At 33.9% G+C, this 13,790-nt stretch carries 12 protein-coding genes, 1 other RNA gene and 1 riboswitch; of the genes, 7 read left to right on the top strand and 6 right to left on the bottom strand.

The genetic code is table 11. The annotated features are described in order from the left end of the window. Window positions 1-536: 536 nt before the first annotated feature. Together G3A46_RS13205 and G3A46_RS13200 are read right to left on the bottom strand one after the other, a co-directional pair. On the bottom strand, window positions 537-1,205 hold the full coding sequence (locus G3A46_RS13205; RefSeq protein ID WP_165150482.1) for a ZIP family metal transporter: 669 nt from the start codon (window positions 1,203-1,205) through the stop codon (window positions 537-539). Then, window positions 1,205-1,936, bottom strand: a complete 732-nt coding sequence (locus G3A46_RS13200) for a class I SAM-dependent methyltransferase (protein WP_165150480.1) — start codon at window positions 1,934-1,936, stop codon at window positions 1,205-1,207. The genes G3A46_RS13205 and G3A46_RS13200 overlap by 1 nt, the downstream gene beginning before the upstream one ends. Window positions 1,937-1,994: 58 nt before the next feature. Here G3A46_RS13200 and G3A46_RS13195 point away from each other — a divergent pair, with 58 nt between their 5' ends. Beyond that, complete coding sequence (locus tag G3A46_RS13195; protein WP_165150478.1) at window positions 1,995-3,152, top strand: THUMP domain-containing protein; 1,158 nt, start codon at window positions 1,995-1,997, stop codon at window positions 3,150-3,152. Between the two features lie 223 nt (window positions 3,153-3,375). On the opposite strand, the gene G3A46_RS13190 is transcribed toward G3A46_RS13195, so the two are convergent. Beyond that, window positions 3,376-3,843, bottom strand: coding sequence for a glycine zipper family protein (locus G3A46_RS13190; protein ID WP_206736021.1), 468 nt, complete (start codon window positions 3,841-3,843; stop codon window positions 3,376-3,378). Window positions 3,844-4,015: 172 nt separating this feature from the next. Continuing rightward, window positions 4,016-4,111, top strand: a riboswitch (SAM-I-IV-variant riboswitch). A 52-nt stretch (window positions 4,112-4,163) separates the two neighbouring features. On the opposite strand from G3A46_RS13190, the gene G3A46_RS13185 reads away from it, so the two are divergent. The 4 genes from G3A46_RS13185 (at window position 4,164) to G3A46_RS13170 (ending at window position 6,865) form a co-directional block, all read left to right on the top strand. Next, on the top strand, window positions 4,164-4,811 hold the full coding sequence (locus tag G3A46_RS13185) for a hypothetical protein (RefSeq protein ID WP_165150476.1): 648 nt from the start codon (window positions 4,164-4,166) through the stop codon (window positions 4,809-4,811). A gap of 199 nt (window positions 4,812-5,010) precedes the next feature. Then, window positions 5,011-5,379 carry a hypothetical protein gene (locus tag G3A46_RS13180; RefSeq protein WP_165150474.1) on the top strand — a complete coding sequence of 123 codons (369 nt, stop codon included), beginning with the start codon at window positions 5,011-5,013 and terminating at the stop codon, window positions 5,377-5,379. Between the two features lie 67 nt (window positions 5,380-5,446). After that, window positions 5,447-6,166 (top strand): hypothetical protein, encoded by a 720-nt coding sequence (locus G3A46_RS13175; protein ID WP_165150472.1) that lies wholly within the window; start codon window positions 5,447-5,449, stop codon window positions 6,164-6,166. A 12-nt stretch (window positions 6,167-6,178) separates the two neighbouring features. After that, window positions 6,179-6,865, top strand: coding sequence for a Sir2 family NAD-dependent protein deacetylase (locus G3A46_RS13170; RefSeq protein WP_165150470.1), 687 nt, complete (start codon window positions 6,179-6,181; stop codon window positions 6,863-6,865). Between the two features lie 379 nt (window positions 6,866-7,244). Here the strand turns inward: G3A46_RS13170 and ssrA are convergent. Further along, window positions 7,245-7,643: a transfer-messenger RNA gene (gene ssrA, locus G3A46_RS13165) on the bottom strand. 169 nt (window positions 7,644-7,812) lie between these two features. Between ssrA and G3A46_RS13160 the strand changes: the two genes are divergently transcribed. Continuing rightward, a complete protein-coding gene (locus G3A46_RS13160) occupies window positions 7,813-9,021 on the top strand; it encodes an NAD(P)-dependent oxidoreductase (RefSeq protein ID WP_165150486.1) in 1,209 nt (402 codons plus the stop codon). Between the two features lie 31 nt (window positions 9,022-9,052). Next, complete coding sequence (locus G3A46_RS13155) at window positions 9,053-9,853, top strand: SDR family oxidoreductase (protein WP_165150484.1); 801 nt, start codon at window positions 9,053-9,055, stop codon at window positions 9,851-9,853. A 20-nt stretch (window positions 9,854-9,873) separates the two neighbouring features. On the opposite strand, the gene G3A46_RS13150 is transcribed toward G3A46_RS13155, so the two are convergent. Beyond that, window positions 9,874-11,844 (bottom strand): hypothetical protein, encoded by a 1,971-nt coding sequence (locus G3A46_RS13150; protein ID WP_165150468.1) that lies wholly within the window; start codon window positions 11,842-11,844, stop codon window positions 9,874-9,876. 25 nt (window positions 11,845-11,869) lie between these two features. Further along, entirely contained in the window at window positions 11,870-13,789 is a 1,920-nt protein-coding gene (locus tag G3A46_RS13145; protein ID WP_165150466.1) for a DUF3857 domain-containing protein, read from the bottom strand. Window position 13,790 lies beyond the last annotated feature (1 nt).

The raw sequence follows: 13,790 nt of genomic DNA, 5'->3' as shown, positions 1-13,790 counted from the left end.
AAACAACCTACACTCCCACAGCGTGGGTGGTGATTGCAGCGTTACCAAAGTATAACCCTGCAAGAACCGTTTTTAAATTCTCAAGCCGACTTCCTTTTTTGTAAACCTTATTATTACTGGAGGTGATCAAAACTTTTTTTGCCTTAAACTGAAATAACAAATTACCGATTCAATCTTTTAGGAGATTGCTCTTCTTCCTTTTATTTGAAAGTTGTTTTTCTAAAGTTATAAATAGAACGACCTACACTCCCACAGTGTGGGTGGTGATTGCAGCGTTACCAAAGTAACCCTGCAAGAACCGTTTTAAACTCCTCAAGCCGACTTCCTTTTTTTGAAACCTTATTATTACTGGAAGTGTTTAATACTTATTTGTTCTAAACTGAAGTTACACGAAGGATACTTATATCATGTCGTGATTGCAGCATAACCAAAATAGTTTAGCCATTATTCTTAAACTTCAAAGCACTAGTTTAAAAATAAAAAAGCCACTATACAGATATATAGTGGCATTTTTTAAGGGTGTTAATGTTTTCTTCTTATATAAAATAAGCAATGATCACAGCTAGGATAACTGCTGTCATTTTAGAGAGATTGAACTTATGGTTTTTAGAGCTTTCAAAAAGTATGGTTGTTGAAACGTGTAAAAAGATCCCTATTACAATCGCTGTAATTGGTGTTTCGTATTGATGGAAGAAGTCGTAATGAGTCGAGAGATAGTTCCCTAGAGGCGTCATTAAGGCGAAAAAGAACAGGAATAACAATGTAGTCGTTCTTTTATAGCCTGCGGTTATAAAAAAGAAAGATAGAATGATGGCTACAGGCACCTTATGAATAATAATAGCCGTTAGTAAATTGTTTTCTTCCGAAATAGGAAAACCTTCCATAAAGGCATGTATGCTTAAGCTTATAAAAAGTATCCAAGGAAAATGTTTGTTTTCTGAATGTAGATGAATGTGTCCGTGTTCTGCTCCTTTAGAGAAGAATTCTAGAAATATTTGCAAGAGTATTCCGAGCATTATATATACTCCAATACTTTTGGAATGGTCTTCAAATACGTGTGGTAACAATTCAAAAACTGTTATAGATAAAAGAAATCCACCGCTAAAAGCTAGAAAAACTTCCATATTGCGCATTTCCTTTTTCTTTAAGAAAAGTGCGACTATGTAACCTATTACTACGGCTAAAAAAAGTAAAATATAATTCATTAGTTAAAAATCAGGATTAATCTTTCTGAGGTGTTTTCATCAAATTTATTGAGTTTGTAATCTCCAAAAACTGCTTTTAACGTTACTCCAGCCTTCTCAAAGTACTCTTGAAAGTCTTCTAACCTTAATGCTTTTACTCTTTCAGTAAAATAATAGTCATTTCCTTCATCGTTAAATCGGATGTTTTTTATGATATAACCATCTTCAACATATTTTTCAATATCAAATAAGATTCCACCAACTTCTTTTTTTTCTGAAGGAACTAATTTTTTTATAGCTAAATCGACGTTTAAAAAGTCTATAACTCCATATCCATTTGGTTTTAATTCAGATTTTATTGCTTTAATTGTTCTTAAGTTATCTTCTTCTTTTTCAAAATAACCAAAACTTGTATAAAGATTAAATACAGCGTCAAACTTTTTTGGATATGGTAAACACATATCGTGGACTTCAAAATGGAGTCTGGGTTTTTCGTATTGTTTAGCATAAGCAATACTTTCTTCAGAAAGATCTACTCCTGTTACATTAAATCCTTGTCGATATAAATATTTTGAATGTCTGCCTTTCCCACAGGCAAGATCTAGAATACTGTCGTTCTTTTTTAATTTTAAATAATTAGTAAGCGTGTTCATAAACAACGCCGCTTCTCTGTGGTCTCTATCTTTATAGAGAATATGGTAATATGGCGTGTTAAACCAGGAAGCGTACCAATTGTTTTTTTCTTTTTGCATAGTTATCGTTTCGCACTGCTAAAATACTGTATTTTTGCAGTAAAACTGATTATATATTATGGTAAAGAATTTTAAAATGGTAGCTAAGACCCTTTTCGGGATGGAAGAGCTACTGGCTCAGGAACTTCGTCAATTAGGAGCGTCTTCTATTGAATTAGGGACCCGAAATGTTTCCTTTGAAGGAGACACTGGCTTTATGTATAAAGCAAACTTATGCTGCCGTACTGCGATTAAAATTCTGAAGCCAATTACAGCCTTTAATATTTTCACAGAAGAAGATTTATATAAAAAAGTTTATGAGATGCCATGGGAAAACTATATGGACGTAAAAGGTTCGTTAGCAGTGAATGCTACTGTTTTTTCAGATGTATTTACACATTCTCAGTATATCGCTTTAAAGACTAAAGATGCTATTGTAGATCGTTTTCGAGATAGAGAAGGTGTTAGGCCAGATGTAGATTTAGACCACCCTACCTTACGAATAAATGTACATATAGATCGTAATATCTGTACTATTTCATTAGATAGTTCTGGGGAATCATTACACAAACGTGGTTATAAAGTAGAAAGTACTCTAGCCCCAATAAATGAAGTTTTAGCTGCAGGTATTTTAATGCTATCTGGTTGGCAAGGGCAGTGTGACTTTTTAGATCCTATGTGTGGGAGTGGAACTATGTTGACTGAAGCAGCAATGATAGCATGTAATATTCCACCAAATCTAAATCGTGAGGAATTTGGTTTTGAAACTTGGCCAGACTTTGATGTAGATTTATATGAGAAAATAGAAGAAGCAGCTCTTAAAAAAGTTCGTGATTTCCCTCATAAAATTTATGGTTTCGATTCTGATCCTGTTGCTGTTCATAAATCTAAGGAGAATATAAAAAGTGCAAATCTTCAAGATTTTATTGAGGTAAGACAACAAGATTTTTTTGAAAGTGAAAAGCAAGGAGAAAAGTCGTTGTATATGGTTTTCAATCCGCCTTATGACGAAAGAATATCTGTAAATGACGTTCAGGAGTTTTATAGCTCTATCGGGAATACATTAAAGCGTGGCTATCCTGGAACTCAGGCTTGGATGATCACTTCAAATATGGAAGCACTTAAATTTGTTGGACTTCGTCCTTCGAGAAAAATTAAGTTGTTCAACGGGAAATTAGAGTCTAAACTTGTGCGTTATGAAATGTATGAAGGAAGTAGAAAAGCTTCTAAGCAGTAATTTTTTAGATCAATTTCTTATTCAGGAAAATCTGCCGTCATAAAAATTTTGTTTATTTCTAATATATCGACTCGGTGATTATTAGAGAAATCGGTTATTGGCTTAGGAATAAGTTGATGAAAGGAATATCTATTGAATACGTTTTGCTAATCACTTCTTAACTCTATTTGGAGTTGTTTGTGTTACTTTCTTAGATACTCAATAGGATTTGCAAGAGACACTATTAAATTACTTTTCCTTGCCTTTTAGCTTCAGCATCTTTTCTTGCGCCTATTATCATTCCAAGTACCATTCCAACTCCAGCTCCAATAGACAATCCAATGCTTGTTCCTAGACCAGCGCCAATTGCTGTGCCTATAGAAATACCAATTCCTGTTCCAAATATCATCCCATAAACCATCCAGATTTCAGTGTAGTATTTCGCTGTTGTGAATGAGAATTCATTTTTTAGAAATGCTATAAACTCAGATAGTTTTTGTTTGTAGAATTTTTTTCTGTTTTCCGTGACTGTATTTAGATTCAATGAAGAGAGTTTGTCTTCTATTAACTGAGATTGGGTTTCAGTTAAATCTCTATTTTTCAATGATGATAAGGTATGAATAAAACAGTGATAAACTTTTTTTTCAGATTTTTTGTCCGTTTGAGATAGTAGCGATTTTAGTAATTCAGAAGCCTTGTTTATATCCATCATACATTATAAGTCGTTGAATTTGTTTTATTGTTACACCGGTTTTCCATTTGCTGGGTTTGTTTTAATTGGTTACAACGGCTGAACCTCAAGGATTTATTAAAAAAAAGTTTCACTGTCTATTGCGAAAATCATAATTTATTCTTGTATTATTTAAAAATAAATTGTATTTATGCAGTATCATTACGAGTTTCTTAATTGAAACAGCAACCTGCCTAAACAGGCGAAGGTGCTAAAACGATGAGCCGGTCCAGGAAAAATATGTTATCCTACACATTTCATTTGTTTTTTTGTAATGGTTTAATTTTTTAATTAAATCTATTATGGAACATCTTTTATCAAGCAGAAGAGAGAGAGAACTGCATATCTCAAACTTCTTAGAAGTTTTTGAAAACTTGTCTGATGAAGAACTCATAGACAGTTACAAAAGTGCGCTTACAGCAAATATTGAGGGCGTACATTTACAAGCTTTACATATAATAGCTTTAGATTTAGCTATTATCAAGCGATTTAAAAAGCCCCTGATTGAATTAAAAGACATTACCTTAAGCATTAATGAAGGCTTTGAAATTCCAAATTTAAGCCTAGAAATAAAAGACCCAAAAATTCAAATCGCTAAAGAATTAAAGGATCAATCAGCTACCCAAACTGATACTGAATCTCAGGTAATTATTCATATCGATTTAGGTCCATATCGTGATGTTCAAAGATTGCGAATTTGGAATAACACTTACTTAAAATGCCATCAGACTGCAAGGAAGTCTAAAATGCTATTTAGTGAAAATATCGCAGTATATCCTAACTGGTGTTTTGTTAAGCCTGGGACAATTTTCTCGTTCACTTTAATCTTCGAAAATCTTCCTAAAGACTGTCTCGCTTTTGATTTAATTGAAGATATACCAGAAATGGGTGGTTTCTTTTTCAAAGGAATAAGGAGGAACAATTCGAACGTTTATCATTTACGGATGTAGGAAAGTTTAAACAACTTATAGCAGACTTAAAATATACGAGATGTTTTAAAGCAATTTAGATTGCGATATACTAATCAAATCGCCTACCCTAAACAAGAAGTTTATAAATACTTTTCAATTATATAATCTATGAAAAGGGTATTACAATAAAAAAGTATTCATCAACTAACATCTCCACAACTTATAATTAATTAAGAATATGAATTCCACTAAAGTTAAATTAAGCAATTCGAAAACCTCACAACAAATTGGTGTGATTGTTTCTTCTATAGAAAAAGATTTCATTGATGTATCAGAAATCATTACACAAGATAGATTTCCTTATTTGTTATGCTTACCGGCTGAGAATGTCGTGGCTTTATTAGATTTCACCAATGTATCACCCTATGAGATTTGGTATTTTGATGAAGAATTTAAATTCTCTGGAAAAGGATTTAGTTTGATTTCGAGTAAAGGTTCTTTTAGAATTCAAACTCGTGCTAAGTATATTGTATTGTGGAATAGAGAAAGCCAGTATTATAAAAAGTATGGGGCATTTAAATGTGATGAAATTAGTTTGATGGAATAAACTTGAATTTATGAGAAATAATAATAATACATTGGAAAACAGGCAAGAGTTTCTAGATAACGACCAGATGCCCATCGTCTTTTCAAGTCTAATAATAAATGTAGCGTCGGTCAATAAGAAGTTTGGAACATTGAAAGATTTTATGACAAAGTTTGATTTAAATGGACAGACTAATGGGAAACTATTAATTGTAGCTGAGATGGTCTCTCCACCTTACAACCTTATACAAATTGTTGAAAATCGGCTTCGCCCTTTGGGTTTTGTAAATAAACGGGATTATGTATTTGCTGATGAAGAGTTAATACATGGTGCTGGAGATACATATACACCTCACCTTAATCAGCCTCACCCTACTTGTAAAAATATTCCTTGGTTAGGCAGTTTAATTAATGCTGATGGGAACTTCGTCTGGTATAAGGAAAAGGTTGAGAAGGAGGTTCGAGAGATTGATTTTCCAATCGTTAAATTTAATGTATGGAAAGAAATAGGTGTACAGAAGGCAGAGCAATCTGTATTAAGAAATATCAAAATGAAACATGGGGCTATTCCAGAGTCTAGATTAAAATATATGAAGAAACTGATTGAACTTGACGAATTTGGTCTTATCGAATTGTTTAATACGTACGTTGGGCGAACGCATTTCAGCATTGAAATGCAAAGCGATATAATGCTACTTCAGGATGAGCTATTAAAAAGGGATTTAGATTATAGTGCTATTTACGATGGTAAATCATTCTCGTTTGCTAAGAAGATAAAATTAGATGGACAAAAAGTAATAACCATATAGAAAACCAAATTTATGAAGCACAAACATCACATAGTATTTTTTACCGGTGCAGGGATTAGTAAAGAAAGTGGCATTCCCACATTTAGAGACAATAACGGACTCTGGTCTAACCATAAGCTTGAAGAAGTTGCGTCTATAGATGGGTTTAACAAAAATCCACAGCTTGTATTGGATTTTTATAATGAAAGAAGAAGGGAGGTTGAAATAGCTCAACCAAACTTAGCGCACAAATTAATTGCTGAATTGGAAGATAGGTATGAAGTGTCTGTTATTACACAAAATGTAGACAACCTACACGAGAGAGCTGGCTCTACAAATGTTTTGCATTTGCATGGTGAACTGACAAAATGTAGAAGTATTAAAGATAAAAACCTTATTTACTCGTACACTAAAGATATTCAACTTGGTGATTTGGCAGCCGATGGAGGTCAATTAAGACCACATATAGTATGGTTTGGCGAAGAAGTTGCTGAAATTGAGAAAGCCATTGCAATAGCTGAAACGGCAGATTTGTTTGTAATTGTAGGTACTTCAATGGTAGTGCAACCAGCGGGATCATTGTTACTGTCTGTTCCTGTAGATGCTCAAACAGTTTATATTGATATAAAGCCTGATGTGCAAGAAGGTATAAATTTATTAGTACTACAGGAGAAAGCTACAACTGGAGTAAAGCTTTTGGTTGAAGAGTATCTGCCTTAAACATTAGAACCTTTATTTTAATAGTTTTTTTATTGTGTAACCGAAAAGATTACAATAAAAAATGTGATCTCCATGGGCACCAGTCCTGCAAATAGAAAACCACGAACGGCGTCCTTGCTTTATTATTTTATTCCGAAATTTTGAGCGAGCTCAATTTCTCCATAAAACAACAAAACCACGCCTATTGGCGTGGCTTTCTAAGTGATCAGTGGAGCCGGGGAGGTTACAAAAAAAATGTGATCTCCATGGGCACCAGTCCTGCAAATAGAAAACCACGGACTGCGTCCTTGCTTTGTTATTTTATTCCGAAACTTTGAGCGAGCTCAATTTCTCCATAAAACAACAAAACCACGCCTATTGGCGTGGCTTTCTAATTGATCAGTGGAGCCGGGGAGATTCGAACTCCCGTCCAAACGTGCAACCATAATGCTTTCTACATGCTTAGTTTTCATTTAGATTTTCGTGAGATTGCCGGTCGAAAACTACCAACGCACTCCTTATCTTTACTTGAGCTTCACGATGCCATCAAAGCACTAGCATCGCTAGGTTTACTTTTACGAAGCCACTAAATCAACCGCCGTAAACCAAGGCCGTTGAGTGACTTCCTGCTTGCCCACCTTGTGGGCCGAGGCACATCCTACTATGATTCGGATTATGCAGCTAGGGCGTAGTTATTCTCGCCGTTTAAAAAGTGTGAAATATGATATTTACGAGCTATATCCCAGCGCTCGGCATGCTTACAATACAATTAGACCCGCTGTCAAAACCAGTCGGCCCCATTTATTTGTCAGTGGTTTTCAGAGAATTAACAGAAATAAACAACGTTTACGCTACCTTTTCTCTATCATCTAGCTACTTACAAACGTGCAAAGATACAAGAAATCTATTACATTTGCGTTCCTATAAATTCCAATACTCATTTGTTCAAAAAATATACCAAAATGCCAATAACCTTTGCTATTATAAAAGAACGTAAGAATCCGCCAGACCGTCGCGTAGTTTTTTCACCAGAAAAATGTCAAGAAGTCATAAAAGAGTTTCCCGATGCACGAATTATCGTGGAATCTTCAGATGTTCGTATTTTTCCTGATGAGGCCTACCGCAATGCAGGATTTGAAGTTCTAGAGGATGTGTCAGAGGCAGATGTAATGCTGGGTGTAAAGGAAGTTCCCGTAGAGGCATTAATTCCTAATAAAAAATATTTCTACTTCAGTCATACTATTAAAAAGCAGCCTTATAATCGTAAGCTACTAAAGGCTATGTTGGAGAAAAATATAGAAATGTTCGATCATGAAACTATAGTAAATAAATCTAATAAGCGATTAATTGGATTCGGTTATTACGCTGGACTAGTTGGTGCTTATAATGGTATTAGAGGCTTAGGTTTACGGGATAATTTATTTGCATTACCTAAAGTTGAAAACCTACCAGATTTAAAAGCTGTAAAAGCAGAATTGGATAAAATTACCATCCCGAATATAAAAATTGTTCTTTCTGGAACAGGTAAAGTAACTAAAGGAGCAAAAAGAGTTTTAGACCATTTAAAAATTCGTGAAGTAAGTGATGGAGATTACCTTACTAAAGAATTTGATGAGCCTGTATATTGTTTGATTGATGTTTCTGAATACAATAAACGCAAAGATGGGGGTGAGTTTAATAAAAAAGAATTTTATAAAGATCCTTCAGGTTATGAAAGTGATTTTATGAAATATGCAAAAGTGAGCGATATGTTTATTTCTGGACACTTCTATGGAAATAATGCTCCATATCTTTTTACTAGAGAAGATGCTAGAAACCCTGAATTTAAAATCAACTTTGTCGCTGATGTTTCGTGTGACATCGATGGTCCTGTTGCCTGTACAATTCGAGCTTCTACAATTGCAGACCCTTTTTATGGATATGACCCTATAACCGAAAGTGAAACTAAATTAGGCGCTCCTGGATCTATAGCTGTAATGGCTGTAGATAACTTACCTTGCGAATTACCTAAAAATGCAAGTGAAGGTTTTGGGGATATGTTTTTTGAACACGTAATACCAGCGTTTTTTAATAACGATAAGGATGGTGTTTTGAAACGTTCGCAAATGACAACCAGTGACGGAAAACTTACTTCAAAATTTGAGTACCTAAAAGATTATGTAAATGGTGTTGAGTAGATACTCATTTGCATAATTGCAAAAAAAATAGATTATTGAACGAGATAAAAAAATAGGAATTGTAACAGGAGCTGCTTCTGGCTTGGGATACGAACTTGCTTTATTATTAGCAAAGGATGGGTATGATTTAATTTTAGCAGATATTGATGCAGACAAACTGCAACAAGCTAAAGAAAATCTCGCAAGTCAATACGCTTCAGAAATTCAACTTATTGTAAAGGATTTGAGTAAGAGTAATGTTGCAGAGCAAATTTTTGAAGCTACTCAAGGCAAACCTATAGACGTCTTAATTAATAATGCAGGTTTTGGAATATTTGGAACTTTCAGCAATACCGATTGGCAGCGTGAAATGGATATGCTAAACCTTCACGTGATGACTACAACCCATTTAACCAAATTGGTTTTAAAAGGGATGCTTGAAAGAGGTGAGGGTAAAATATTAAACATGTCTTCTCTTGCAGCATTTCAGCCTGGGCCTTTAATGTCTTTGTATTATGCCTCAAAAGCGTATATTCTTTCCTTTTCAGAAGCTATTGCCAATGAGCTAAAGGGTTCAGGGGTTACTGTTACTTGTTTATGCCCTGGTCAAACCAAAACATCATTTCAGCAAGTAGTTTCAAATGGTGCTGATGCATCGAATAATAAAATCAAATTCAATATTGGATGTCCTAAAGAGGTAGCTAAATATGGTTATGAAGCAATGCTCAAAGGAAAGGTTGTCGCAGTTCCAGGTAGAATTAATAGATTTCTATCTAGGCTTCCACGTTTTCTTCCTAGACGCACCGCAACTGCCATCATTCGTAAAATACAAGAAAAGAATCGGGATCAATAGTGGTTTATTACTATTGAAAGTTAAATTCTTTTTAAGTGAATTGGCTCTTCGTTTTGAACTTTAATTAATTCAGTAAAAAATTCTTGTAGTGATTTATATGCTTCTGGAGCAAAACTAGGATTGTTCAGCTTTACGCTAAGTCTGATATTTATTTTACTTCCTGAAACATCATAAACCACTGAAAACTCCCCATCATTTTCGGGAAGTTTTAAAATCTTATTGGCAGGAACTTTTTCAATTTTATACTGATCGTTTACATCTATAGCTATTAAGTAATTGTTCATTACGGGAAAACCAAAATCTATAGGGTAAATTCTTTCTCTTTTCACAAAAGGATTTTCACCAAAATATGTTTCCATTAAAAACGGATATAGAAAAAGATTATCTGCTATTGGCTGTTCGTGAAGCGCTAAATTAAAGGTCTCTTTATACGGCTTGTCTAAGTCTTTTTCATTTTCAATTTTAAGATCTGAAATCTCCAAGCTTTCATTTCTACTTTGTTTCTTTCTGTCGATTATATCTTTTCTGTAATCGTTGTATTCTTTTCGCTCTACAACCGATACATAACCTGTAGAAACTTGACTTGCTTTTCCGGTGAATAATCCAGATTCGTCTGCAGTAAGTTGCATATTTACATAATGCAGGTTTTTGTTAAAAGGAATGATTTTTTCCCAATAACTACCTTTGTTAAAGTCCATTAAACGTCCTTCTGTGCTAAGAGCGCGGAAGGGTAAGACGCCAAAGGGTGTGAATTTGTCTGTCGCGTCTAGAAAGTACTTGTTACCTTGAATTTCTAAGACTACAATTGCATAAATAAAATCGGCAATTACAGGGTATTGCTTTGTAGGGAGGGCGTAATCTCGTGTAGAAATAAGCATTGTGTTTACATTCAGACCTGCTGCATCAAGTGCATTGTATAGAGCGAAATTAATCTCATGACTGTTTCCAGATTTCTCATTAAAAGCATCTTTAACGCGCACTTCTTCCGAATATCCATATCGCCCATTCCAATTCATATTATCTTGAATGTAGTAGTAGATATCTTTTGCCTTTTCCACCTTATCCTGCTTTGAAAATAGCGAAGAAGGAAGTTCGTTTTGGAAAAATTTGGAATGCTTAAGTTGTCGTCCGTAATCTTTATCATATTGAAAATGTTTATCTACATCTTTCCATTCATTGGTATATCGGTGAACAGTTCGGTTAAACTCTACAAATTCAATAAGCTCATATTTCATACTAGCTAAATAGTTGTCGGGAGAAAGCATAAACTTTTCCTCTTTTACGGCTGGTACATTTATCATAGCGTAAGTCGCTTTTTCACAATCGGCGTGAACATCAAAGCCTTCAATAGAGAAGCAGGCTTTAGATTTAATTGCGTCATTAATATATAAAGGTAGATTTCCGTAAAGCGTTCTATTGTATTTAAAATTACCAGGAATGTCGGTATACAGTTCTACATATAATTTTGGAAGTGGTCCTTGAAATTTCCAACCTCGAATATTTGAAAAGTAAGTAGATTCTACTCGGTAGGTATATTCTAAAATACTACCGTTCTGTATGTTTGGGAAAGTGAATTTTTTTATCGACCATTTAGGGGTTTCATCTGTAGTAAAAATATCCTTATCACTTACAAATGTCTTTACAGCACCATTATGGGTTATCGCGGTAATCTTAGTGACCTTCTCACTGTTATTCTTTTTATTGTAAAATGGTATTCTTACTGTCGCTTGATCGAATTTACTAATGTCAAACACTTTTGTTTTTACGTGAACCTCTTTAATTAGTTTCACCTGATTATCCACTAGTTCTACATAATTCTTAGCGCTTTCAAAAAGAACAACTCCAGCTGCTTCAGGATCTTGATCGTACGAGTTAATTTCGAAGTCTTCGGAAGTAGGTTCGCCAAATACCGCAGTTTTTCGTGTTTGTGAAAATGTAAAAGTGAAAACAAATAAAAATAAAATTAGGATACTGTGTTTGAAGTAAGGCATATTGGTATTATAAGGAATGGTTGGGTTATATTTTTTTTAAAATTATGGGTTCATCTTTCAGCATGGTAACCATAGTGCCAAAAAATTCTTTGAGGGCTGGGTAAGCTTCGGGAGCATAACGATATGAATTTAATTTCATATTAAAACGAATATTCACCTTGTTGTCATCAGCTATATAGGCTACAGAACATTCGCCATCGTCACCTTGAAGTTTTATGCTTCTACTAGAAGGGAGGTGTTCTACCTGATATTCTTCACCTAAATCTATAGAAACCAGATAGGTATTGGTAAATGGAAATCCAAAGTCTATAGGATAATTTCGCTTATCCAAATTAAATGGGTTTTTAGAAATATAGGTTTTATTGAAAAAAGGATGAAGTATTACTTTGTCGCCTACTATTTCAGGTTCAACAGTTACCTCATAGTTCTCTTTAAGTGGTTTCTCAATATTATTAAGCTCCTCTATTTGAAAGTTTTCAACCTCAATCCCAGCTCTTTTATTTTCTTGATTTTTTATGTATTGTTGAAGAGTTACTTCTTCAATTGCATTTCGTTTTTCAAATCCTATATAGCCATAATTAGCCTGATTTACTACTCCTTTAAAATGTCCGTTCCTCTCGGCCGAAATTTTTGAATGTGCAAAAAGAACGTTTTTATTATAAGGTTTTATAGGCATCCAATAACTACCTTTGTTAAAGTCCATTACCCGACCGTCAATGTTCAGAGCGCGAAATGGAATTATACCGAAAGGTGCTTGCTTATTGGTAGCGTCTAATAATATAAACTCATCGTTTATCATTAGTACCGATATTACATAGTTAAAATTTGAAAGTATCGGATAAACTTTTGTGGGTAAGCCATTTTTACGTGTAGACAATAACACAGGTTTAGCTTTAAGACCTGCGGCTTCGAGAGCATTAACTAAAGATAAATTTATAGCAGATACACTTCCTAATTTATCTTTGAAAGCTTCTTTTACGTTTACATTATAGTTAAAGTACTGTCCATTCCAAGTGTATTCATTTTGAATAAAACTATATACAGCTTTAGCCCGTTCTAGTTCGTTTTCAATATTTAAAATATCTTTTGGTAATTTTCTTCTAAAATAGTTTTTTTGAACAAGTTGATCACCAAAATCCTCGTCCTCTTTAAATAGCTTATCTATATCATTCCAGTTTCGGGTAAAAACTTGTTTTTTCCATTCAACATTAAAACTCTTAAATGATACTGGTTCGTAAACTATTCTTGAAACGTAATTTTTTTTTCCAAGCATATATTCTTCTTCGCTAAAAGAGGGAACATTCTCCATTGAGAATAAGTGAACTTCAGAATCAACTCTCTTATCATTTGGAAGCTTAAAACCATTCTCTTTGAGGGCCGTGTTGTTAATTACTAATTGCTGATCACCATATAATATACGGTTATACTTAAAATTGACAGGCATTACTGTTTGAAACAAACTATAAATTGTAGGTAGTTCATGTTGAAACTCCCACCCATCTAAGTCATAAAAAAACGGAGTTAATTTTGTGTATTTGTATTCTAAAATACTTCCATCTTGAACATTTGGAAAGGTGAATTTTAATGATTTTCTAGTATTAGACTCCTCTACAGTAAAGAATGCACTTTCGGGAACATGGCTTTGGTCGGTGCCATTGTGAGTTATAGCTTCATATTCTAATACTTCTTCTTTATACCTGCCATTTCCTTCATAATAAGAAATAGTTACATCTGTATAATTAAACTTTTTAGCATTTAAAACTTTAATCTTTCTATAAACTTCTTTAACAAGATAAATGCCAATTCCAACAGACTTAGCGTAATAGTTTCCCGATTCATATAAAATCACACCTGGAGAATCAGGTTCAGGATTATATTTATTTATTGCAAAATCATGACTAGTGGGTTCTCCAAATTTTTTGTAACGTGGACTTTGAGCATGCAAG

It is taken from the genome of Aequorivita sp. KMM 9714 (genome assembly GCF_011065475.1).
In the GTDB taxonomy this organism is placed as follows: domain Bacteria; phylum Bacteroidota; class Bacteroidia; order Flavobacteriales; family Flavobacteriaceae; genus Aequorivita; species Aequorivita sinensis.
The sequence above is the reverse complement of the archived record's forward strand: the minus strand, read 5'-3'. Positions and strand labels throughout refer to the sequence as shown.